This window comes from Amycolatopsis sp. DSM 110486 (assembly GCF_019468465.1).
Lineage (GTDB): Bacteria > Actinomycetota > Actinomycetes > Mycobacteriales > Pseudonocardiaceae > Amycolatopsis.
Map to the genome: position 1 here is coordinate 7,234,830 of NZ_CP080519.1, position 22,574 is coordinate 7,257,403.

General features: G+C 71.8%; 18 protein-coding genes. 10 read left to right on the plus strand and 8 right to left on the minus strand.

What is annotated here, in order from left to right; all coding sequences use genetic code 11:
• Nucleotides 1-168: 168 nt before the first annotated feature.
• From K1T34_RS35085 to K1T34_RS35095, 3 genes are read right to left on the minus strand one after another with little or no spacing between them, the layout of a single operon-like run.
• A complete protein-coding gene (locus K1T34_RS35085) occupies nt 169-1,389 on the minus strand; it encodes an MFS transporter (protein WP_220239010.1) in 1,221 nt (406 codons plus the stop codon).
• A complete protein-coding gene (locus K1T34_RS35090; RefSeq protein WP_220239011.1) occupies nt 1,386-2,030 on the minus strand; it encodes a GntR family transcriptional regulator in 645 nt (214 codons plus the stop codon). Before K1T34_RS35090 ends, K1T34_RS35085 begins: the two co-directional genes overlap by 4 nt.
• A gap of 55 nt (nt 2,031-2,085) precedes the next feature.
• Nucleotides 2,086-4,416: a glycoside hydrolase family 2 protein gene (locus K1T34_RS35095; protein ID WP_220239012.1), complete on the minus strand. Its 2,331-nt coding sequence runs from the start codon at nt 4,414-4,416 to the stop codon at nt 2,086-2,088.
• Nucleotides 4,417-4,681: 265 nt separating this feature from the next.
• Between K1T34_RS35095 and K1T34_RS35100 the strand changes: the two genes are divergently transcribed.
• From K1T34_RS35100 to K1T34_RS35125, 6 genes are all read left to right on the plus strand, one after another.
• Nucleotides 4,682-8,737 carry a carboxypeptidase regulatory-like domain-containing protein gene (locus K1T34_RS35100; protein ID WP_220239013.1) on the plus strand — a complete coding sequence of 1,352 codons (4,056 nt, stop codon included), beginning with the start codon at nt 4,682-4,684 and terminating at the stop codon, nt 8,735-8,737.
• A gap of 95 nt (nt 8,738-8,832) precedes the next feature.
• Nucleotides 8,833-9,996, plus strand: a complete 1,164-nt coding sequence (locus tag K1T34_RS35105) for an FAD-binding oxidoreductase (RefSeq protein WP_220239014.1) — start codon at nt 8,833-8,835, stop codon at nt 9,994-9,996.
• Nucleotides 9,993-10,271 carry a (2Fe-2S)-binding protein gene (locus tag K1T34_RS35110; RefSeq protein WP_220239015.1) on the plus strand — a complete coding sequence of 93 codons (279 nt, stop codon included), beginning with the start codon at nt 9,993-9,995 and terminating at the stop codon, nt 10,269-10,271. Before K1T34_RS35105 ends, K1T34_RS35110 begins: the two co-directional genes overlap by 4 nt.
• Nucleotides 10,255-11,634 (plus strand): FAD/NAD(P)-binding oxidoreductase, encoded by a 1,380-nt coding sequence (locus K1T34_RS35115; protein WP_220239016.1) that lies wholly within the window; start codon nt 10,255-10,257, stop codon nt 11,632-11,634. The genes K1T34_RS35110 and K1T34_RS35115 overlap by 17 nt, the downstream gene beginning before the upstream one ends.
• Nucleotides 11,627-12,892, plus strand: coding sequence for an aconitase X catalytic domain-containing protein (locus tag K1T34_RS35120; protein ID WP_255637774.1), 1,266 nt, complete (start codon nt 11,627-11,629; stop codon nt 12,890-12,892). The genes K1T34_RS35115 and K1T34_RS35120 overlap by 8 nt, the downstream gene beginning before the upstream one ends.
• Nucleotides 12,880-13,302 carry an aconitase X swivel domain-containing protein gene (locus tag K1T34_RS35125; protein ID WP_220239017.1) on the plus strand — a complete coding sequence of 141 codons (423 nt, stop codon included), beginning with the start codon at nt 12,880-12,882 and terminating at the stop codon, nt 13,300-13,302. Before K1T34_RS35120 ends, K1T34_RS35125 begins: the two co-directional genes overlap by 13 nt.
• Here the strand turns inward: K1T34_RS35125 and K1T34_RS35130 are convergent.
• From K1T34_RS35130 to K1T34_RS35145, 4 genes are all read right to left on the minus strand, one after another.
• Nucleotides 13,262-14,134, minus strand: a complete 873-nt coding sequence (locus tag K1T34_RS35130; RefSeq protein ID WP_220239018.1) for a helix-turn-helix domain-containing protein — start codon at nt 14,132-14,134, stop codon at nt 13,262-13,264. The genes K1T34_RS35125 and K1T34_RS35130 overlap by 41 nt on opposite strands.
• A 10-nt stretch (nt 14,135-14,144) precedes the next feature.
• Nucleotides 14,145-15,125, minus strand: coding sequence for a zinc-binding dehydrogenase (locus K1T34_RS35135; protein WP_220239019.1), 981 nt, complete (start codon nt 15,123-15,125; stop codon nt 14,145-14,147).
• A gap of 143 nt (nt 15,126-15,268) precedes the next feature.
• Nucleotides 15,269-16,495, minus strand: coding sequence for an amidohydrolase family protein (locus tag K1T34_RS35140; RefSeq protein WP_220239020.1), 1,227 nt, complete (start codon nt 16,493-16,495; stop codon nt 15,269-15,271).
• Between the two features lie 28 nt (nt 16,496-16,523).
• Entirely contained in the window at nt 16,524-17,930 is a 1,407-nt protein-coding gene (locus K1T34_RS35145) for an MFS transporter (protein ID WP_220239021.1), read from the minus strand.
• Nucleotides 17,931-18,067: 137 nt separating this feature from the next.
• Between K1T34_RS35145 and K1T34_RS35150 the strand changes: the two genes are divergently transcribed.
• The 4 genes from K1T34_RS35150 to K1T34_RS35165 are packed head-to-tail and all read left to right on the plus strand — an operon-like array spanning nt 18,068 to nt 21,545.
• Complete coding sequence (locus K1T34_RS35150; RefSeq protein ID WP_220239022.1) at nt 18,068-18,976, plus strand: dihydrodipicolinate synthase family protein; 909 nt, start codon at nt 18,068-18,070, stop codon at nt 18,974-18,976.
• 3 nt (nt 18,977-18,979) lie between these two features.
• The gene (locus tag K1T34_RS35155; RefSeq protein ID WP_220239023.1) at nt 18,980-19,981 is read left to right on the plus strand and encodes a proline racemase family protein; all 1,002 of its coding nucleotides are present in this window, start codon (nt 18,980-18,982) and stop codon (nt 19,979-19,981) included.
• Entirely contained in the window at nt 19,978-20,874 is an 897-nt protein-coding gene (locus K1T34_RS35160; protein ID WP_255637775.1) for an ornithine cyclodeaminase family protein, read from the plus strand. The genes K1T34_RS35155 and K1T34_RS35160 overlap by 4 nt, the downstream gene beginning before the upstream one ends.
• Complete coding sequence (locus tag K1T34_RS35165) at nt 20,871-21,545, plus strand: GntR family transcriptional regulator (RefSeq protein WP_255637776.1); 675 nt, start codon at nt 20,871-20,873, stop codon at nt 21,543-21,545. The genes K1T34_RS35160 and K1T34_RS35165 overlap by 4 nt, the downstream gene beginning before the upstream one ends.
• A 109-nt stretch (nt 21,546-21,654) precedes the next feature.
• On the opposite strand, the gene K1T34_RS35170 is transcribed toward K1T34_RS35165, so the two are convergent.
• Nucleotides 21,655-22,551 carry an oxaloacetate decarboxylase gene (locus tag K1T34_RS35170; RefSeq protein ID WP_255637777.1) on the minus strand — a complete coding sequence of 299 codons (897 nt, stop codon included), beginning with the start codon at nt 22,549-22,551 and terminating at the stop codon, nt 21,655-21,657.
• Nucleotides 22,552-22,574 lie beyond the last annotated feature (23 nt).

Below are 22,574 nucleotides of genomic sequence, written 5' to 3' on the forward strand. Positions count from 1 at the left end.
CGAAATCGAGCACAGTCGTGCCGGCCCGATTTCCCATGCCGGAGAACTATTTCGCGCACATCGACGATCCACAAGCGACAATAGTGGTGAAGAAATCGACGCAAATGGGACACCATTTCCGGAATGCCCGGAATCGCTGTCCCATTTGTCGGTGAAGCGAATTCCCGCTCAGGTCACAGGAAGGTGACTACGGGAGTTTCGGGCAACGGTCAGTGTCCCCGCGAACGCCACCACGGCGAGGCATCCGAGCAACATCGGGTAGCTCGCGAACCCGCTGAGCGCCGCGAGCAGCGATGGCAACAGGAAGCCGATGTAGGCCAGCGCGTAGTAGACCCCGGTCAGCTGGGCGATTTCCTCGGGCCGCGCGAGCCGTTGCAGCTCCAGCAGTCCGGACACCACGACGATGCCGTACGCGGTCCCGAGCACCACGGCCGTGAGCAGCGCGAGCCACGGCGAACGCAGATCCGCGGCGACGGCGGCGAGGACCAGACCAGTGCACATCACGGCCATTCCGGTGAGCACCGCGCGGGCGCTGGTGGTCCGGTCCACGCGTTTGGCGATCGGCTGGATCCCGACGCCCGCGCCGATCGCGCACACCGTCAGCAGCGTTGAGTAGGCGAGTGACCACGAACCGAGTTTGTCCTGCACGAGTTGCGGCATGATCGCGTACGCGACGCCGCACGAGCCGAAGATCCACGGCGCCATCGGCAGGATGATCCGGCGAAACCGCGGGTGCCGGGTCGTCACGGGCAGCCGGCTCAGCGCCGGCTTGCGGCTTTCGAGGCCGAGCGTTTCCGGGCTGCGCGGGATGAACGGCAGGGCGAGCAGCGCCAGTCCGATGTGGACCGCGAAGGGCAGCACCATCGGCCACGGCCCCCACTGCGCCAGCACCCCGGCCGCGCCGGGTCCGATGCCGAGCCCGAGCGTGAGGCACAGGGCCGCGCGCCGGGTGCCGAGGTCGGCCGCGCCGCGCGGGTCGGCGTCGGCGAGCTCCTTGATCCACGTGGAGCCCACGGCCATCGCGGCCGCCACGGCCACGCCGGTCAGGAACCGGCCCGCGGCGATCCAGCCGGCGCCTTCCGGGCCGAGCGCGATGAGCACGCTCGCGAGCAGCGACAGCACGGTGCCGGCGAGCATCACGGGCCGGCGACCGTAGCGATTGGACAGTCCACCCGAGAGCAGCAAGCCGGGCACCAGCCCGACCACGTACGCGCCCAGCAGCGCGTCGACGGTGAAGGTGGAGTAGCCGGCTTCCTTGTACATCACCAGGAGCGGCGTGAACTGGTTGCCGCCCCAGCCGACCACGAACACCGCCGCGGCGGCGCCGAACCAGGCCGGGCGCGCGGTGGCAGCCTGGGGGAGCGGGGTGCTTTCGGCTGTGGCGGTCATCGGCGGTGCACCAGGTCCAGATGGGCGCGCAGCGCCGGGCCGAACGCGTCGCCGTCGGCGCGCTCGATGATGCCGAGCAGGTCCTCGTGTTCACGCAGCACCACGGGCAGCACATCCGGGATCGGGCGCAGGGCGTGCACGTTCATCCGGCGCTGCCGGTCGGCGAGCGTGGCGTAGAAGTCGAGCAGCAACGCGTTGCCGCCGGCCGCGACGATGGTGCGGTGGAACAGTTCGTCGGCTTCGGCGAACCCGTGCAGGTCACCGGATTCGGCGTGGCCGCGCTGGGTGTCCAGCACCCCGCGCAGCTGCCCCAGCGCGTCCGGGATGAGGTCGGGCCGGCGCACGAGGCGGCGCACGGCCGCGCCCTCCACGGCCTCCCGCGCGTCGAGCACGTCCTCGGCCTCGCCAGGCGGCACGGGCACCACCACGGCGCCGCGCTTCGGGATCAGGTTGAGGAACCCCTCGACCTGCAGGCGCAGGAACGCCTCGCGCACGGGCGTGCGGCTCACCCCGAGCCGCTCGGCGATCTCCCCTTCGCTGAACAGGTGCCCACCGGGGAGTTCGCCCGTGAGGACGAGCTCCTTCGTGAGCCGGTACGCGCGGTCGGCAGCGCCGGGCGCGGTGTACTTGGCAGGTGTCACGCCAACGAAGCTAGCATGCGTCCAAGCTTGTATCTAACGACTTGTGACCTGGGGCTCACTCGATCCAGCGCAGCACGGGAGCCGACGTCAGCGCACCCGGCTGGAGCGTGGCCCCGGTCTCGATGGTGAACGTCGCCGACTCGCCGGGCAGCAGCGTCACGAGGGCGAAGTCCACGGTCGCGTCGGCGGCGAGGCGGTCGGGGAACAGGCAGACGTCGCGCATGAGCGTGTCGGCGATGACGGTGACCTCGTAGCCGCCGTCGAAGCCGGTGACGGACTGCGTGAACTCGGCCTGGGGGTAGGCGATGTCCTTGTCTTCGGCGAAGAACCAGAACGCGCGCTCGTCGCCGGCGTCGGCCACGAGGAACTCGCGCGCCGGGTCGCCGGCCGCGAACTCGGGTCCCAGCGCGGTGCCGGGCGCGACCGGGGCCGACGCCAGCTCCTCGCCGGTCACGGACATCCGCCGCACGTCGACCGTCTCCGGCGCGAAGCCGAGCGCGAAGACCGTGAGGCCTTCGGGGCGCGGCTGGATCGTGAGCAGTTCGTCGGCGTAGACCTCGCGCAGCGTGTACCACAGCGGCTTCGGCCGGCCGGCGCCGTCGACCGCGGCCCACGACGTGACGGGCCAGCAGTCGTTGAGCTGCCACACGATCGCGCCCATGCAGCGCGGCGCGTGCGAGCGGTAGTGCTCCACGGCCAGGCGGATCGCGCGCGCCTGGTTGACCTGGTTGAGGAAGTGCCAGTCGTCGAACGTCTTCGGCTCGGCGAAGTGCGGGGCGAGCCCACGGGCGAGCTTTCCGTTGCCGTCGAAGGCTTTCTGGTGGTGCAGCACACCGGGGGAGTCGGCGGCGAGCGGCTCGTCGTGCACGGCCTCGGTGAGCGTCGCGAACGTCGGCGGCGCCTGCCAGCCGAACTCGGACACGAACCGCGGCACGGTGTCGCGGTAGCCGAGGTAGTCACGCTCGTTCCACATGTCCCACACGTGCTGGCAGCCGTAGTCGGGGTCCAGCGCGTCGCGCTCCGGCGAGAGCGCCCACGGGCTGCCCGGCACGTACGGCCGCGTCGGGTCCAGCTCGCCGACGACCGTCGGCAGCAGCTTCTCGTAGAACGTCGCGCCCCACGGCTGCCCGGCGAGGCGCTCCTGCCAGTCCCAGTGGAACCAGCCGAGGTAGTTTTCGTTGTTGCCGCACCACAGCACCAGCGACGGGTGCGGCGCGAGGCGGACCACGTTCTCGCGCGCCTCGGCCTCGACCTCGTCGGCCAGCACGTCCTCGGGATACGGCATGCAGGCGAACAGGAAGTCCTGCCACACGAGCACGCCTTCGCGGTCGCACTCGGCGTAGAACTCGTCGCTTTCGAAGATCCCGCCGCCCCACACGCGCAGGAGGTCGATGTTCACGTCCTTCGCCTGCTCGATGCGGCGGGCGTAGCGCTGCGCGTCGACGCGGTGGGGGAAGCAGTCGTCGGGGATCCAGTTGGCGCCGCGGACGAACAGCGGCGTGCCGTTGACCGACAGGGTGAACGCGCCGTCGGTGGTGTCGAGCGCGACGGTGCGGAAGCCGATCTCGCGGGTCCAGGTGTCGAGCACGGTGCCGTCGGCGGCCTCGAGGGTCACCTCCAGCGGGTACAGCGGCTGCTCGCCGAGCGTGTGCGGCCACCAGAGCTCAGGCGACGGCACGCGCGCGGTGTCGCCGGCCGCCTCGACGCCGGCCACGCGGATGCGCACGGTGCCTTCGCCCTCGACCTCGGTGTGGACGGTGACCACGCCGTCGGTGCCGTCGACCGTGATCACCGGCCGGACCGACGCGAGCCGGCCGGTGGTGACCTCGAGGCGCGCCGGGCGCCAGAGGCCGGCGGTGACGAGCGACGGGCCCCAGTCCCAGCCGAAGTTGCAGGCCATCTTGCGGATGAAGTTCGACGGCTCGCCGTCGTTGGTGCGCGGCAGCGGGTGGGCCTCGGCGCGTGCACGGGCGTAGCGCACGGCGGAGGCGAAGGTGACCGACAGCTCGTTGCCCTCGGGCCGCAGCTCACCGGCCGGGAAGCGGTAGGAGCGGTGCATGTTCTCGGTCTCGCCGAGCACGCGGCCGTTGAGCTCGATCTTGGCGACGGTGTCGAGGCCGTCGAACGCGAGCGCGGCCGCGCCAGGGGCGTCCGGACGGTCGAACTCGGTCTCGTAGCGCCAGTCCGTGAGCCCGATCCACTGCACGAGGTCCTCGTTGCGGTCGAGGTACGGGTCGGGGATCAGTCCGGCGGCGAGCAGGTCGGTGTGCACCGAGCCGGGTACGGTCGCCGGAACCCCGGCGCGCAGCGTCTCCACGAGCTCGGCGGGCACCTCGCCCAGGTCGCCGGTCGCCCGCACCGTCCACCGCGTCAGGTCCATCCGCATGCCTCGCCGTCCTCTCTCCGGGCCCGTTCGCGCGATCATGCCCTGTCTCGTCGTTGTCCACCGTCACGAGGGACCGCGAACGCGCTGCTCCTTATGGTCTGAACCATTGGTCTCTTCGCCGCGCGGAGGTCCCGGACACCGGGAAAACCCTGATCCTGTCTGGCTTTCTGTCCGTTCGGACGTGATCGTTCACGCCGGGAGCGCTGACAGAATCCGCGACGTCGGGTGAGCAGCCGACCGCGGTTCGTCAGCGAAAGGGACGCGCATGTCGTTCGCCAAAGCGGCACTGAAGATCCTCCTCACGTTCCTCCTGGCGGTGGTCGCGTTCACCGTGGTGCCCGCCGCGGCTCAGGGCGCGCCGGCCGCCGCTGTAGCGCCGGTGGCGCCGGTCGTCGGGCGCAAGGCGTGCCCGGAACAGCCGAAACCCGGTGAGGTCACGTGCTTCGCGCTGTTCCGCGGCGACGCGCACGGGATGCAGCGCGCCGCGGCGCCGCAGGGCTACGGCCCGGCGGACCTCGCCGGCGCGTACGAGCTCCCGACGGCCACGGGCGGCGACGGGATGACGGTCGCGATCGTCGACGCCTACGACACTCCCGACGCGGAAGCGGAGATGGGCGTGTACCGCGCGCAGTTCGGCCTGCCCCCGTGCACGGTCGCGAACGGCTGCTTCACGCGCGTGGACCAGCGCGGCGGCCAGGACTTCCCGGCCGGGAACACGGGCTGGCAGCAGGAGACGATGCTCGACCTCGACATGGTCTCGGCCGTCTGCCCGCGCTGCCACATCCTGCTCGTCGAGGCCGACGACTCGTTGGTGCCGAACATGGGCGCCGCGGTGAACCAAGCCGTCGCGATGGGCGCGAAGTTCGTGTCCAACAGCTACGGCGCCGACGAGGACCCAGCCGAGCTCGACCTCGACGAGGCCTACTACGACCACCCCGGCGTCGTGGTCACCGCGAGCTCGGGCGACTACGGCTACGGGCCGCAGTTCCCCGCCGCCTCGCCGCACGTGACGTCGGTCGGCGGCACCTCGCTCTACCGCGACGCGAACGCCCGCGGCTGGCGTGAGACGGTGTGGTCCGGCACCGGCAGCGGCTGTTCCGCGTACGAGCAGAAGCCTCCGGCGCAGACGGATTCCGGCTGTGCCAACCGGACCATCGCCGACGTCTCGGCGGTCGCGGACCTCGCCACCGGCGTCGCGGTGTTCGTGCACGGCGCGTGGGGTCTCGCGGGTGGCACGAGCGCGTCGTCGCCGATCGTCGCGGCGGCCTACGCGCTGGCCGGCACTCCCGCGGCGGGCACCTACCCGAACGCGCTGCCGTACCGCTCCGGCGCGACCTTCAACGACGTCACCGAAGGCGCCAACGGCACCTGCGCCCCGGCGTACCTCTGCACGGCCGGCCCCGGCTTCGACGGGCCGACGGGCCTGGGCACGCCGCGCGGGATCTCGGCCTTCACGCCCGGCGCGACCGGCCTCGTCTCCGGCACGGTCCGTGACGCCGCGGGCGCGCCGCTGGCCGGTGCGCAGGTGAAGGCGGGTGACCTCGCCACGACGGTGGACGCCGAGGGCCACTACACGCTGGGCGTGCCCGTGGGCACCTACGCCGTGACCGCGGGCAAGTTCTCCTACCGCGACACCACTGTCGACGGCGTGACCGTCGAGGCCGGCAAAACCGCGACCGCCGACTTCACGCTGGCGTCCGTGCCTTCCGTGCAGCTGAGCGGGACCGTGCGCGACGGCAGTGGCCACGGCTGGCCGGTGGCCGCGCACGTCCAGGTCGCCGGGCAGTCGACCACGACCGTGCGGACGGATCCGCTCACCGGGCGGTACTCGATGACCGTGCCCGAGGACGCGACCTACTCCGTGCAGGTCGACCCGGACTACCCCGGATACCTGCCCGGCTCCGCTTCTGTGCCGGTCGGCGACACCGCCGCCACGCACGACGCTGTCGTGACCGTCGACCCCGTGACCTGCGGCGCGCCCGGCTACGCCAACCGCTTCACGGGCGACACGCAGGACTTCGAGGCGCCCTCGACGTGGCAGGTGGTGAACAACCTCGGCGACGGCGCGGCCACGTGGGCGTTCGACAACCCCGCCGGCCGCGACAACTACACCGGCGGCAGCGGCGCGTTCGCCACCGTGGACAGCAACTCGATCGGCGGCGACCAGGACACGTCGCTGGTCAGCCCCGTCGTCGACCTGAGCGGCACGGCGAACCCGACCGTGCGGTTCGCCAGCGACTACCAGGGCACGCAGGGTCAGCAGGCGGCCGTGGACTTCACGACCGACGGCGGCGCCACCTGGACCACCGTGTGGCAGCACGGCAGCGACACCTTGGCCGGGCCGTCGACGCAGGTCGTGCCGCTGCCGGGCGCGGCGGGCAAGAAGGCCGTGCAGGTCCGCTTCCACTACCGCGACCAGCTGTTCGGCTTCTGGTGGCAGGTCGACGACGTGCTGATCGGCGACCACGCGTGCGACGTCGTGCCCGGTGGGCTCGTCAGCGGCACGGTGCACGACCACGTGACCGGCGCCGCGCTCGGCGGGGCGTCGGTGGACAGCGTCGACCGGCCCGGCGAGGGGGCGACGACGCAGGCCGACGGTTCGTACTGGTTCTTCTCCAGCGTCACCGGCAGCCACCCGGTCACCGCGTCGGCCACGAACTTCGTGCCGGGCACGCAGAAGACCGTGGTGGCGCCCGACGCCGCGACCCCGGCCGACTTCCTGCTCGACGCCGGCCAGCTCGAGGTGACCAGCGCGGCCGTGAGCAAAACCGTGGCGTGGCAAGGGACGGCGACCGCGAACGTCAAGGTGCGCAACACCGGCACGGCACCCGTGGACGTGCGGCTGAACCCGTCGTCCGGCGCGTTCACCCCGGCCGTGGTGCACTCGGCGCCGCTGCAGCGGATCAAGGGCGACTTCAGCACGGGACCGTTGCTGGGACACGTGAAGCAGGCCGCGCCCGCCGAGACCCTGGCGGCCGGTGACGCGTGGCAGACCGTGGCCGACTACCCGACGAAGATCATGGACAACGGCGTGGCGACCGTGAACGGGAAGGTGTACTCCTTCACCGGCCTCAACGGCGCGGAGCTGACGACCAAGAACTTCGTCTACGACCCGGGCACGCTCGCGTGGACGCCGATCGCCGACCTCGCGACTCCGCGGGAAACCCCCGCGGTGGCGGCTGTCGGCACGAAGATCTACGTGACCGGCGGCTGGGCCGACGGCAGCATCCCCGTGACGAACACCGACATCTACGACACCGTCACCGACACGTGGACCACGGGCGCGCCGATGCCCACGGCCACCTCCGCGATGGGCGTCGCAGTGGCCGGCGGGCGGATCTACGTGGTCGGCGGCTGCGACGGCGGCAACTGCGGTGTCACGCGGGTGCAGGTCTACGACCCGGCCGTGGACAAGTGGTCGGCGGGCCCGGCGCTGCCCGCGCCGATCGGCTGGACCAACTGCGGCACCATCGCGGGCTCGATCTATTGCGCCGGCGGTGTCAGCGGCCTGGACAACCTGAAGACCGCGTACAAGCTCGACGTCGAGAAGGGCAAGTGGTCGCGCGTCGCCGACCTGCCGGTGCAGATGTGGGGCTCGGCCTCGACCGTCGCGAATGGACAGTTGCTGCTCTCGGGCGGCATCGCCGACGGTGAGCTCACCAACGCCGGCTACGCGTACGACCCGGCGTCCAACCAGTGGTCGGCGCTGCCGAACTCGAACGAGACGCTGTTCCGCGGCGGCAGCACTTGCGGGTTCTACCGCATCGGCGGCTCGGCGAACGCGAGCTTCAACCCGACCAGTCACGACCTGCTGCTGCCGGGTTACGGCGAATGCGGGGAGTACGTGTCGATCCCGTGGCTGTCGACCACGCCGTCGGTGACCACGATCGCGCCGGGCAAGACGACGACCTTCACGGTGACACTCGACGCGAACGTCTCGGCGATCACGCAGCCGGGCACGTACACGGCGCAGCTGGTCGTCGGGGCGCAGGTGCCGAAGGCGGTGGCCGCGATCCCCGTGTCGTTCACGGTGAAGCCGCCGGCCACCTGGAGCAAGCTGACCGGCACCGTCACGGGCGCGCACTGCGGGGCGACGGCCGGTCCGCTCGCCGCGGTGACCGTGCAGGTCGACAGCTGGGCGGCGAGCTACACGCTCAAGACCGACGCCTCGGGCCACTACACGCTGTGGCTCGACCGCCGGAACAACCCGCTCACGCTCATCGCGGCACGCGACGGCTGGCAGCCGCAGACGCGCAGCGTCAAACTGGTCAAGGGACAGGCGGTGACCGCGGACTTCGTCCTCAAGCCGGCCGGCTGCTGAGCTTCGGCGGCGGGGCCGGGGTGACGGCCGGTCCCGCCGCCGGGGTGTGGGGAACAGCACGTCCCGACGTTGTGCAATGTGACATACTACTGGCCATGGTGGCGACGGGAAGGTCCCCCGACGTGGTCGTCGTGGGCGCCGGAGTGGTCGGGGCGGCGTGCGCTTACTACTGCGCGGCCGCGGGCCTGCGCGTCGCGGTGCTCGACCGCGGCGGTGTCGCCGGCGGGACGACCAGCGGCGGCGAGGGCAACATCCTCGTGTCGGACAAGGAGCTCGGGCCGGAGCTCGACCTGGCGCTGCTGTCGATCCGGCTGTGGGCCCGGCTGGGGGAGGAGCTCGGACCCGCTTCGCTGGAGCTGGAACACAAGGGTGGCGTGGTCGTGGCGCAGTCCGCGGACGCCGCCCGGGGCTTGGCGGAGCTGGCGGCGGAGCAGCGCGCGCGGGGTGTTTCGGTCGACGACCTGACACCGGCCGAGGTCGCCGAGCTGGAGCCGAACCTGACGCCGGACGTCGCTTCCGGCGCGTATTACCCGCAGGACAAGCAGGTGCAGCCGATGCTCGCGGCTGCTTCGCTGCTGCGTCAAGCGCGTCGGCTCGGTGCCGAACTGCACCCGGGGGTCGAGGTCCGGGCGTTCCGGCGCCGGGCCGACGGTTCGGTCGGCGGGGTGCTCACGTCGGCCGGCGAGTTCTCCGCGCCGTGGGTGGTGAACGCCGCGGGCACGTGGGGCGGGGACGTCTCGAAGCTCGCGGGTGCCCCGATCCCGGTGCTGCCGCGGCGCGGGTTCGTGCTGGTCACCGAACCGCTGCCGCGCGTGATCCGGCACAAGGTCTACACGGCCGACTACGTCGCCAACGTCTCGAGCGGCGACGCCGGGCTGGAAACTTCGGTGGTCGTCGAGGGCACGCAGGCCGGCACGGTGCTCATCGGTGCGAGCCGTGAACGCGTCGGGTTCGACCGGCAGTTCTCGCTGCCCGTGGTGCGCAAGCTGGCGGCACAGGCGATCGGTGTTTTCCCGTTCCTCGCCGACGTTTCCCTGCTGCGCAGCTACCTCGGCTTCCGGCCGTACTGCCCGGACCACCTCCCGGTGATCGGCGAGGATCCGCGGCTGCCGGGGTTGGTGCACGCGTGTGGTCACGAAGGGGCGGGTATCGGTTTGGCCGCGGCGACGGGACACCTGATCGCGCAGGTGGCGACGGGTGTGGAGCCGGAGCTGGACTTGACGCCGTTCCGGGCGGACCGGTTCGAGGAGGTCGCGTGAGCGAGCGCGTGAAGTTTTCCTTCCGGGGCCAGGAGATCGTGGCGGAAGCCGGGCAGAGCGTGGGCGCCGCGTTGATCGCCGCCGGCCACCGGTCCTGGCGGACGACGCGCCGCGATGGCGCGCCGCGCGGGGTGTTCTGCGGGATCGGCGTGTGTTTCGACTGCCTGGTCGTCGTGAACGGCAAGCCGGGGCGGCGCGCGTGCCTGACCGAGGTGCTGCCGGGTGACGTCATCGAACCGCAGGAAGGAGCGGGCCGTGGTGAGCTTTCCTGCTGAGGCGGCGGAGATCGCGGTCCTCGGGGCCGGCCCGGCCGGGCTCGCCGCGGCGGTGACAGCCGCGTCGGCCGGCGCGCGAGTGACGCTGGTCGACGCCGGCGCGCGCGTGGGCGGGCAGTTCTGGCGTCACTGCGAAGGCGACGAAGGTGTGGGCCACCACGACTGGCCGACGCTCGTGCGGCTGCGCACGGGACTGTCCCGAGTGGACGTTCGAGCGCGGCACGCGATCTGGCACGTCGAGCGTACGGACAGCGGCTTCACGGTGCACACCGACCGCGGTGAGGTCTCCAGCCGTACGGTGATCGTGGCGACGGGCGCGTACGACCGGCAGGTGCCGTTTCCCGGCTGGACGCTGCCGGGCGTCTACACCGCCGGTGGTGTGCAGGCGCTGCTCAAGGGCCACGGCGTGCGCGCGGGGAGCCGGGTCGTGGTGGCGGGGACGGGTCCGTTCCTGCTGCCCGTCGCCGCCGGGCTGGTCGAGGCGAGCGCCGAGGTGGCGGGGGTGTTCGAGGCCGGTTCGCCCGCCGGGTTCGCCCGGTCGCCGCTGTCCGTACTGGCCAACGCCGGCAAGCTCGCCGAAGGCGCCGGGTACCTGAAAACGCTGCTGCGCCAACGAGTTCCGTACCGCACGCGCACCGCGGTCGTCGCCGCCCAGGGCACGGACGGGGTCGAGAGCGTGACGGTCGCGTCGCTCGATCGGCAGTGGCGGATCGTGGCGGGCAGCGAGCGGACGGTCGCGTGCGACACCGTCGCCGTCGGCTACGGCTTCACGCCCCAGCTGGAGCTCCCGTTGCAGCTGGGCTGCGAAACCCGCCTCGGCGCGGACGGCAGTCTCGTCGCCGTCGCCGACGACCAGCAGCGCGCCACCACGCCTGGTGTCTACCTCGCCGGTGAGGTTTGCGGAGTCGGCGGATCGGCGCTGTCGCTGGTGGAGGGTGAGCTGGCCGGCCTGCACGCGGCACTCACCACGGTAGGCGCCGAGCCGAACCGGGACACCGTCGCGCGCTTGCTGCGGCAGCGAAAGTCGTTGCGCGCCTTCGCGAACGCGATGCACGCGGCCCACCCCGTGCGACCCGGGTGGCAGACGTGGCTCGACACCGGGACACAGGTGTGCCGCTGCGAAGAGGTGTCCGTCGGCACCGTTCGCAGCGCGGTCAAGGACTTGGGCGCCACGGACGCGCGGACGGTGAAGCTGCTCGCCCGGCCGGGGATGGGTCTGTGCCAGGGCCGAGTCTGCGGCTATGCGACGGCCTGCCTCGTCGCCGCCGAATGCGGCCGTGAACCGACGGCCGCCGACCTCGCCGGGGTCGCGGCGCGGCCGATCGCCCAGCCCGTGACGCTCGGGGACCTCGCGCGTGGCTGACCTCGAACTGTCCGAAGAGGACAACGCGATGCTCGCCGGCGAGCACGGCGAGGCGGCGACACTGTGCCTGCGCATGGTCATCGCGCTCGCGCAGGTCCGGGGCGCCACGCGGCTGCTGACGGTCGAGTCCGCCCACGTCGACGGCTGCCTCTACCACGGCCAGGCCGGCCTGGACTTCGTCGAACGGCTGGGAGAGCTCGGCGGCCGCGTCGCCGTGCCGACCACGCTCAACGTCGGCTCCCTCGACCTGCGCCACCCCGACCTCGTGCGCGCCGATGCCGAAACGACCGCCAACGCGCGCCGCCTGATGGCTGGTTACACCGCGCTGGGCTGCGCGCCGACGTGGACCTGCGCGCCGTACCAGCTCACGCACCGCCCGGCGTTCGGCACGCACGTGGCGTGGGCGGAGTCCAACGCGATCGTGTTCGCCAACTCCGTGCTCGGCGCCCGCACCGACCGCTACGGCGATTTCCTCGACATCGGCGCCGCCATCACCGGCCGCGTGCCCGACGCGGGCCTGCACCGGGACGACAACCGCCGCGCGACGATCCGGCTCGACTGCGCGGCCCTGTCCCGGCGGCTGCTCGGCGAGGACGCGGCGTGGGGCGTGCTCGGCCACCTCGCGGGCCGGCTCGCGGGCAGCGGGGTGCCGGTGCTGACCGGCGTGCCCTCGACCGTCACGGAGGACCAGCTGAAGGCGTTCGGCGCCGCCGCGGCGTCGAGTGGGGGAGTGGGGCTGTTCCACGTAGTCGGCGTGACGCCGGAGGCGCCGGATCTCGCGGCCGTCGCGTCGCCGAACCTCGTGACGCACGCGGTGGACGCGGACCAGGTGCGCGCCATCCGCGACGAGCTGACCACCGCCCACGGCACGGACCTCGACGCGCTGTGCCTGGGCACGCCGCACTTCTCGCTCACGGAGTTCGAGCGCCTGGCCGCTCTGCTCGCAGACGGCGGGCCGTTCCACCACGCCGTGCGCGCCTACGTGACCACGAGCCGCGCCGTGCTCGCGGAAGCCGATCGGCTCGGTTACGCGGAAACCGTGCGCTCCGCCGGGGCGCGCATCGTCGTCGACACCTGCACCTACATCACGCCGATCCTCGACGCCGGCCTGCGCACGGCGATGACGAACTCCGGCAAATGGGCGTGGTACGCGCCCGGCAACATCGGCGTGGACGTGGCCCTCGGCTCGCTCGCCGAATGCGTCGCGTCGGCGCGGGCCGGCCGGATCGTGCGGGACGAGGCGCTGTGGGCGAGCTGACCGGACGCACCGTGTTCCCCGGCGAAGCCACCGGCGAGCCGCTCGTGCTCGACGCGCCCCTGTCGTTCTGGGGCGGCACGGACCTGTCCGGCCGCATCGTCGACGAACACCACCCCCAGCGCGGCGCCACCCTCACCGGCCGCGTCCTCGTGCTGCCGCGGGCGCGTGGCTCCAGCTCTTCGTCGTCGGTCCTGGCCGAGCAGATCCGCAGCGGCACCGCGCCCGCCGCCCTCGTCCTCACCGAACCCGACGCCATCCTCATGCTCGGCGCCTGGGTCGCGGCCGAGCTGTACGACCTGCGGTTGCCGATCGTCGTTCTCACCTCGCAGGACTACGCGCGGCTCGCGGTCTGTCGCGGCGCGGTGGACGTCAGTGCGGGTCCGGAAACCGCGACGATCCGACTCGGCTGATGGACGCCGTGCGGAGGTGACGCACCGCGGCTTCCGACGCCGAGCCCGGTTCCGCTGTGTAGAGCGTGAGGAACTGGTCCGCGTCGTCCAGCACGCCGAGCAGTTCGTACGTCAGGGTGAACCGGCCCGCCACCGGATGGTTGAAGCTCTTGGCTCCGTAGGTGTGCTGGTGCACGTCGTGGTCGGCCCACCGGTCGCGGAAGTCCTCGCTCGTGGCCGACAGGTCCCTGATCAGGTCCGCCAGCAGCGGGTCGGCGGGGTAGCGGCCCTGGTAGAGGCGCAGGTGCGCGACGGCCTCGGTCGCGCTGCCCGCCCAGTCCACCAGCACGCTGCGCGCCGCCGGGTCGGTGAAGAGGAACCGCACCATGTTGCGTGACGGTCCGGGCAGGGCTTCCCAGTCCGTGTACAGCGCGCGGGCCGGCCGGTTCGCGGCGAGCACGTCCATCCGGCGGCCGAGGACCATCGCCGGGAGCGGCTCGTGGGCATCGAGGATCCGGTGCACCGACGGCCGCACCCGCTGGGGCGGAACCGAGCGCCGCGCCGGGCGAGTGCTCCCGGGGCGCACCAGCGCGAACAGGTGCGCCCGCTCCGTGGCGTTCAGCCGCAGCGCGCGGGCCACCGCGTCGAGCACCGAATCGGACGGGTTGATCCGGCGGCCGCGCTCCAGCCGCACGTAGTAGTCCACGTTCACCCCGGCCAGCCGCGCGACCTCCTCGCGCCGCAGGCCGGGGACACGGCGAACGCCGGCACCCGGACCCAGCCCGGCCTCGGCCGGGGTGACCCGGGCGCGGCGCGAGCGCAGGAACTCGCTCAGCTCGTCGTCCCGCTCCATGCGCCCGAGCCTAGAGCGAAGCGAGAACCAGCCGCCCGCTTACCTCCCGGGCGTCGATCCGCCGGTGCGCTTCGCGGGCCTCGGCGAACGGCAGCGTCGTCACGGGCAGGCTGATCTTCCCCTCGGTGAACAGTGGCAGCACCGCCCGCGCCGCAGGCACGGCCGGTGAGGTGTCGGCGGCCAGGTAGCCGCCCACGTTGAACCCGACGACGCCGATGTTGCCGCCCCACACCGCATTCGAGTCGAGCGCTGCGCCGTGCTCACCGCCCGCGTTGCCGACCGCGAGCAGCCGGCCCATCGGAGCGAGCATGCCGACCGAGGCCCGCCGCACGTCGCCGCCCACCGGATCGACGATCACGGTGAACCGCTCGTCTCCCAGCGCCTCGGTGAACTCACCGGAGAGGACCACCCGGTCGAACCCGAGCGCGAGCGCCGCGTCGATTTGCTCGGCCCGGCGCACGGTGCCGACCACCTCGTTCGCCCCGAGCAGCCGCGCCACCTCGGGGTAGACCGACGACAGTCCGCCGAGCGCGCCGTGCACCAGCACCTTGCTGCCGACCGGCGGGCGCACCGCCTCGGTGAGGGACAGGTACGCCGTGACCGTGTTCGCGAACCCTGCGACGGCCTGTTCGCGGCTCACACCCGTGCCCGCCAGCGGCACCACCAGGTCGGCGGGCGCGACGGTGACCTCCGCGTATCCGCCCATCCGCGGCAGGGTCAGCGTCGCCACCTCGTCGCCGACAGCGAACCGGTCGACGCCCGGGCCCACGGCGCGCACGGTGCCCGCCACCTCGAGCCCGGGCACCACCGGTGGTCGTGGCGCGTAGTCGTAGTCGGCCAGTTCGCCGCGACGGATGATCGCATCGACCAGCCCGACGGCCGAGTGGGACACGGTGATACTGAGTTCACCAGGCCCCGGGACGGGCTCGGGGACCTCGGCCGGCTCGATGACGCCGGGGTCGCCGTACGCGGTGATGAACATGGCCTTCATGGGTGCGTTCCTCCTGGTGTGGCTGGGATCCACGACCGAGGCTAATGACGCGCGAGGCCCGATCCGGCGCCCAGAGGGGACCTGTCAGGCCCCCTCTGGCCCGGAATTCCACGGCCCGGTCCGGACCAGGCCCGAACCGTCGGTCAGCGCTGGACGCGCACCACCCCGTCCTGCACCACGGCCGCGAGCCCGGTCGACGGGTTCGCCAGCACGTCGAGGTCCTCCAACGGGTTCGCCCGCGCGAGCACGACGTCACCCCGGGCGCCGGGCGCGAGTGTGCCCACCGTGCCGACCTGGCGCAGCAGCTCGGCCGCGACCGTGGTGGCCGAGCGCAGCACCGCGGCCGGCTTCTGCACCTTGGCGCGCAATGCGAACTCCTCCGACTGCCGTGCCTGCATCGCGCCCAGCAGGTCACTGCCGTAGGCGATGCGGACACCGGCGGAGTCGGCGAGCTGCAACGCCTGGTAGCCGTTTTCCGTCACCCGCACGACCTTTTCGTACTGCTCCGCCGTGAAACCGAGCTCGCGGCTCTGCTCCAGCAAGGCCTGGTAGGTGATCAGCGTGGGCACGTAGAACGCGTCGTGGGCGAGGAACAGGTCGACCGACGTCGCGTCGAGGAGGTTGCCGTGTTCGATCGTGCGGACGCCGAGGCGCAGCCCGCGGTTCACGGCGTCGGCGGTGTAGGCATGGCCCGCCGTGTAGAGGTTCGCCGCGGCCGCCTCCTCGACGATCGCAGTCACCTCCTCGTCGGAGAACTGCAGGGAATCCACGCGGTCGGTCGGGCTCGCGCAGCCGCCGGACAGCATGATCTTCAGGTGGTACGCGCCGCGGCGGATCTCGTCGCGCGCGGCGCGGCGAACCTCATCGACGCCGTCGCACACCCGGCCGAGCACCGGGATCGCGTAGTGCTGGTCGTGCACGTCGCGCCCCGCCGGCCGCAGGTCACCGTGCCCGCCGGTCTGGGACAGGGCCTTGCCGCCGAAGAAGATGCGCGGACCGGTGAACAGGCCTTCGGCCACGGCGGCGGCGATCCCGAAGTCCGCGCCCCCGACATCGCGGACGCTCGTGAAGCCGCGCGCCAGCATGTCCTTCAGCAGGTGCGATGCCTGCGCGGCCACGTACGCGGGCGACTCGTCGGCCACCGTGCCGAGCGCCGCGCTCACGGCGTTCACGTGCACGTGGCAGTCGATGAGCCCCGGCACGGCGAACAGCCCCGTGCCGTCCAGCTCGCCGGCCCCGACCGGACCGCCGGGATCGGCTTCGACAGCCGTGATCCGGCCGCCGGTGATGCGGACGACCTGCTCGCCGGTCACCTGCTCGGACTCGGGATCGACGACACTGACCTGCCGGACGCTGAGGTCGGCGGACATGCGGGCACCTCCAGAGGGTTCGCGGGGTTCAGCCACGTCCGATCGTCTCCTGCCCGATCGTTTCGAGCGAGCGGCCGGTGGTGCGCTGGCCGAACACGGCCACCACCCCGGCGCCGATCACGAGCAGGACCAGCAGCATGGTGAACACACCGCCGAACCCGACGTTGCTGTAGGAGAAACCGATCACGATCGGCGCGATGATGCCGCCGATCCGCCCGACCGCCGACGCGACGCCGAGGCCGGTGGTGCGGATCATCGTCGGATAGATCTCGGACGTGTAGGAGTACTCGAGCGCCGCGTTGCCGTTCATGAAGAACGACAGCACGATGCCCCAGATCAGGATCTGCGTGCTGTTGCCCGCGAAGGCCAGCCCCAGAGCGCCGAGCGCACCGCCCGCCAGGTAGATCACGATCGTCCACTTGCGCTCGATGCGCTCGCTCACGAACGCGGCCGAGTAGTAGCCGGGGATCTGCGCGAGGTAGATGAGGATGGAGAACAGGAAGCTCTTCGAGATGTCGAAGCCCTGCTTCACCAGCAGCGACGGGATCCAGGTGAAGAAGCCGTAGTAGGTGAAGATGGCGACGAACCAGTAGACCCACGACGTGATCGTGGTCTTGCGCAACCCGGTCGACACCAGCGCGCGCAGGTTCGACGCGATCGTGCCCGAGGACACCTGCACGTCTTCGTCCTGTGTGGACGGTACCGGGGGCGGCAGCGGGCCGACGCGGGCGCTCACCTGGCGCTCGATGTCGGAGACCACCAGCTCGGCCTCTGCGACCCGGCCGTGGACGTGCAGGAACCGCGGCGACTCCGGCAGCGAGCGGCGCCACCACAGCAGCATCACGATCGGCACGGCCGTGAGCACCTGGACCCAGCGCCAGCCGTGAGGCACGTCGCTGACCACGAAGTAACCGAGCAGGCTCGCGAACACGTAGCCGAACGCGAAGAACCCGGCCAGGGAACCGATGTAGCGCCCGCGCACGCGCGAGGGCACGAACTCCGACAGGTAGGGCGCGATGATCGCGCTCTCCGCGCCGGTGCCCATGCCCGCCACGACACGCGCGACGAACAGCACCGCGAAGTTCGGCGCGGCGGCCGCGACGAGGCTCGCGGCCGCGTAGAGGATGAGCGCGCTGACCATCACCGCGCGCCGGCCGATCTTGTCGCCGAGCACCCCGGCGCCGAACGCGCCGAAGAGGAATCCGATCAGCAGGCTGCTGCCCAGGATGCCGGTGGCTCCGCTGGACAGCCCCCATTCGGCGGTGACGGAGGGGAGGATGAAGGCGACGATCGCGCCATCCATCGCGTCGAAGGTGTAGCCGAGGCCGCCCGCGAAGAGAAGCTTGTAGTGGAACCGGGAGATCGGCAGGCGTTCGAGCCGGGCCGCCAGCACGTGCGACGTGAGCTTCGGGGGCGCGCCGGTCGTTTCTGACATGGAGCCTCCCACGATGGGGGACGAGGTCAGGCCACTGTACAATGTCACATGACACATGGCACGATGAATTTCCGACCGAGTTTCGGGCTCGGCTCCGGTCGACGGCGCTGAGTAACATCGACTTCGTGGAGGGCTTGATGACGGGGCGCGAAAAGCCGTGGCACGGCGTGCTGGTGGCGGCGGCACTCCCCTTGCGGGAGACCGAACCGGGTGCGCTGACGGTCGATTTCGACGCGTACGCCGAGCACGTCGCGTGGCTGGCCGAGAGCGGTTGTGACGGGGTCACGCCCAACGGTTCGCTGGGGGAGTACCAGACGCTGAGCGTCGAAGAGCGCACGCGAGTGGTCCGCACGGCCGTCGAAGCGGCGCCCGAGGGCTTCACGGTGATGCCGGGTGTCGCGGCGTACGGCGCGACGGAAGCGCGGCGCTGGGCCGAGAGCGCGGCGGAGGCGGGCTGCCCCGCGGTGATGCTGCTGCCGCCCAACTCCTACCGGGCCGACGAGCGCGCGGTGGTCGAGCACTACCGCGAGGTCGCGAAGGCGGGCGTGCCGATCGTCGCGTACAACAACCCGTTCGACACCAAGGTCGACCTCGTGCCGGAGCTGCTGGCCGAGTTGCACGCCGAGGGCCTGATCGTGGGCGTGAAGGAGTTCTCGGGCGACGTGCGGCGGCCGTACCGGATCGCCGAGCTGGCACCGGAGCTCGACGTGCTGTGCGGCGCCGACGACGTACTGCTGGAGCTGGCGATCGCCGGTGCGCCCGGCTGGGTCGCGGGTTACCCCAACGCGTTCCCGAAGGCCACCAGCGAGCTGTGGGCCGCCGCGTCGGCCGGCGACCTGGACAAGGCCGTTCCGCTCTACCGGCTGCTGCACCCGTTGCTGCGCTGGGATTCGCTCACGGAGTTCGTGCAGGCGATCAAGCTGAGCATGGACATCGCGGGCCGCTACGGCGGGCCGTGCCGTCCGCCGCGGGTGCCGCTCACGCCCGAGCAGGAGAAGGCCGTCCGCCAGGCCACCGAACGAGCGCTCGAGGAAGGGCTTTCCTAGACCATGCGTGCCAAGCGGCTGTTCCACGCGGTCGACTCCCACACCGAGGGGATGCCGACCCGCGTGATCACGGGTGGGGTCGGCGTCGTGCCAGGTGCCACGATGTTCGAGCGACGGCAGTACTTCGTCGAGCACCTCGACCACATCCGGCAGCTGCTGATGAACGAGCCGCGCGGGCATTCGGCGATGAGCGGCGCGATCCTGCAGCCGCCGACGCGTCCGGACGCCGATTGGGGCGTGCTGTTCATCGAGGTGTCGGGCTGCCTGCCGATGTGCGGGCACGGCACCATCGGCGTCGCGACGGTGCTGGTCGAGACGGGCATGGTCGAGGTCGTCGAGCCGGTCACCACGATCCGGCTCGACACCCCGGCCGGGCTCGTCATCGCCGAGGTCGCGGTCGAGGACGGCGCGGCGCGGTCGGTGACGATCCGCAACGTGCCGTCGTTCTCGGTCGGCCTCGACCGCAAGGTGGCCGTGCCGGGGCTCGGCCGGGTGCGCTACGACCTGGCTTTCGGCGGCAACTTCTACGCGATCGTCGAGCTCGAGGAGCTCGGGCTTCCCTTCGATCACGCGGAGAAGCAGAAGCTGCTTGACGCGGGACTGTCCATCATGGACGCGATCAACTCCCAGGATCTGCCCGTGCACCCGGAGAATCCCGCGATTTCCGGGTGCCACCACGTGTATCTCGCCGCGCCCGGTTCCGACGCGCGGGTTTCGCGCCACGCCATGGCCATCCACCCGGGCTGGTTCGACCGTTCGCCGTGCGGCACCGGCACGAGCGCGCGGATGGCGCAGCTGCACGCGCGCGGCGAGCTGGCGCTGCACACTGACTTCCGAAACGAGTCGTTCATCGGCACGCACTTCATCGGCCGGCTGGTGGAGGAGACGACGGTGGGCACGGTGGGCGCCGTCGTCCCGACCATCACCGGCCGGGCGTGGCTTACCGGCACGGCGCAGTACTTCCTCGACCCCGACGACCCGTTCCCGGCGGGGTTCGAACTGTGATCGAGGTACTGGCCGCGCGGCCGTCGATGCCCGCGGCGATCGCGGCGTTGCGTGCCGCGTTGGCCGACGGCCTCGACCCTTCGGCGGACCCGGCCCGGGCCGTCGTTCCGGTGCCGAGCGGGCAGTTCCTGCTGATGCCGGCGTTCTGGGGATCGTTCGCCGGGGTGAAGGTGGCGACGGTAGCGCCCGGAAATCCCGCCCGTGACCTGCCGCGGATCCAGGGCGAGTATCTGCTGCTGGACGGGGCGACGTTGACGCCGCTGGCCTTGCTCGACGGGGTCGCGGTGACGTCTGTGCGGACGGCGGCGGTGTCGGCGCTGGCCGTGGACTGCCTGGCGGCGCCGGACGCGTCGCGGCTGGTGGTGTTCGGGACCGGACCGCAGGCGGCGAGCCACCTCGAGGCGCTGCGGGAGGTCCGGCCGGTGCGCGACGTCGTGGTGGTGGGGCGTTCGGCCGCGCGCACTGAGGCTTTCGCGATGGCTTGGGGCGCGCGGGTCGGCACCGCGGCGGACGTGGCTTCGGCGGACCTGGTGGCGTGCTGCACTACTTCGTCGACGCCCTTGTTCGACGGCGCCTTGGTTCCGGACGGGGCGACGGTGGTGGCGGTCGGTTCGCACGAACCGCACATCCGCGAGGTCGATGCCGGGCTGATGGGCCGCGCCACGGTGGTCGTCGAAGCGGTGGACACCGCCCTGCGGGAGGCCGGCGACGTCGTCCTGGCGGTTTCCGAAGGGACACTGGCGCCGGACGCGCTGGTGCCGCTGTCCGATGTGGTCCGCGGGACGGCGCTGCCCCAGCCGGGGCCCCGGCTGTTCAAGAGCGTGGGAATGGCGTGGGAGGATCTGGTGGTCGCCGCCACCACCTACGAGGCCGCCCGGGGAGAGTCACGTTGACCAGCCAGGAGCACCTCACGCTGACGCTGCCCACCTTCGGCGTCCAGCGGAACCTGCGCGACCAGATCACGCAGACGCTGCGCGCCGCCGTCATCTCCGGCGAGCTGCGCCCCGGCGTGGTGTACTCGGCGCCCAGCCTCGCCACGCAGTTCGGCGTCTCCGCGACGCCCGTGCGCGAGGCGATGCTCGACCTCGTCAAAGAGGGCTTGATCGACACGGTGCGCAACAAGGGTTTCCGCGTCACCGAACCGTCCGAAAAGGACCTCGACGACCTCAGTGAGCTGCGTGCCCTCATCGAGGTGCCCACCGTCCGTCGGCTCGCCGAGACGGGCGTCGACCCCGCCGTGATCGCCGAGCTGCGCCCGCTGGCCACCGGCATCGAACACGCGGCCGCCGCGCACGACCTCATCGCCCACGTCGCCACGGACATGCAGTTCCACCTGCGTCTGCTCGAACAGGCGGGCAACCCGCACCTGGTCGAGACCGTCCGCTCCCTGCGCTCCCGCTCCCGCATCTACGGCCTCCGCAGCCTCGCCGACCGCGACGAGCTCGTCCCTTCGTCCCACGAACACGCGGAACTCCTGGACCTCATCGAAGCCCGCGACGCGGACGGCGCGGAAGCCTTGATGAGAAGCCACATCCGGCACGTGCGGGGGATTTGGGCCGAGTGAACGTCAGTACCGCCAGGTGATGGCGTCCGGGCCGACGGGCTCGAGGTGACCGGTACCCACCTGGACACGTTCGAGCCCGGCAAGCCCGGTCACCGCACGGAAACCCTGATCACTCCCCGGAAAACCGCTGCTCCAGCTCATTCACCTCGGGCAGCCCGATGAGCGTCGTGAACTCGTCGAACGTCGGCACGCCCGGCAGGGCGGCCGTGGGGGTGCCGTCGCGGTGGATGACGTCCAGCAGGGAGCGGATGCCGGCCGTCGCGGCGAGCAGGGTGCCGATCGGGTAGAGCACGAGGGAGAAGCCGAGTTCCGTGATGCGCGAGAGCGGCAGCGGCGGCGTCCGGCCGCCTTCGGCCCAGTTGAACACCAAGGGCGCCACGCCGCGCAGCTCCGTGGCCACGCGCTCGATGCTCTCCTCGCTCGTCGGCGCTTCCACGAACAGCACGTCGGCGCCCGCGTCGGCGTAGGCCTTGGCGCGGCCGAGGGCGTCGTCGAGACCGTGGACGGCGGCGGCGTCCGTGCGGGCGATGAGGACGAAGTCCGGGTCGCGCCGGGCGGCGGCGGCCGCGGCGATCTTGCCGACCATCTCCTCGCGCGAGATCACGGCCTTGCCCGACATGTGGCCGCACTTCTTCGGCATCACCTGGTCTTCGAGGTGGATCGCCGCGACGCCGGCCTGTTCATACGCCCGGACGGTGCGCACCACGTTGATCGCGTTGCCGTAGCCGGTGTCGGCGTCCGCGATCACGGGCACGTCGACCGCCGAGACGATGCGCGTCGCGTTGTCGATCATCTCCGCGGCGGAGAGCAGGCCGACGTCAGGGCGTCCGATGAGCGACGCGGTGGTGCCGAAGCCCGTCATGTACACGACGTCGAACCCGGCCTGCTCCACCAGCCGGGCCGAAAGCGCGTCGTACGCCCCGGGCGCGACCAGCGGCGGGCCCGCGGCCAGCAGCTCGCGCAGGCGCTTGCGCGGGGTTCCGGCGGTACCGAGCAGATTTCCCACGGAATTCCTCCTTGTATACATCC

What these genes read in the sequence shown, in the direction of transcription:
- K1T34_RS35150 (WP_220239022.1), top strand. Translation starts at nt 18,068, where the DNA reads ATGACGGGGCGCGAAAAGCCGTGGCACGGCGTGCTGGTGGCGGCGGCA.
- K1T34_RS35155 (WP_220239023.1), top strand. Translation starts at nt 18,980, where the DNA reads ATGCGTGCCAAGCGGCTGTTCCACGCGGTCGACTCCCACACCGAGGGG.
- K1T34_RS35135 (WP_220239019.1), bottom strand. Translation starts at nt 15,125, where the DNA reads ATGAAGGCCATGTTCATCACCGCGTACGGCGACCCCGGCGTCATCGAG.
- K1T34_RS35095 (WP_220239012.1), bottom strand. Translation starts at nt 4,416, where the DNA reads ATGCGGATGGACCTGACGCGGTGGACGGTGCGGGCGACCGGCGACCTG.
- K1T34_RS35100 (WP_220239013.1), top strand. Translation starts at nt 4,682, where the DNA reads ATGTCGTTCGCCAAAGCGGCACTGAAGATCCTCCTCACGTTCCTCCTG.
- K1T34_RS35085 (WP_220239010.1), bottom strand. Translation starts at nt 1,389, where the DNA reads ATGACCGCCACAGCCGAAAGCACCCCGCTCCCCCAGGCTGCCACCGCG.
- K1T34_RS35145 (WP_220239021.1), bottom strand. Translation starts at nt 17,930, where the DNA reads ATGTCAGAAACGACCGGCGCGCCCCCGAAGCTCACGTCGCACGTGCTG.
- K1T34_RS35130 (WP_220239018.1), bottom strand. Translation starts at nt 14,134, where the DNA reads ATGGAGCGGGACGACGAGCTGAGCGAGTTCCTGCGCTCGCGCCGCGCC.
- K1T34_RS35140 (WP_220239020.1), bottom strand. Translation starts at nt 16,495, where the DNA reads ATGTCCGCCGACCTCAGCGTCCGGCAGGTCAGTGTCGTCGATCCCGAG.
- K1T34_RS35105 (WP_220239014.1), top strand. Translation starts at nt 8,833, where the DNA reads ATGGTGGCGACGGGAAGGTCCCCCGACGTGGTCGTCGTGGGCGCCGGA.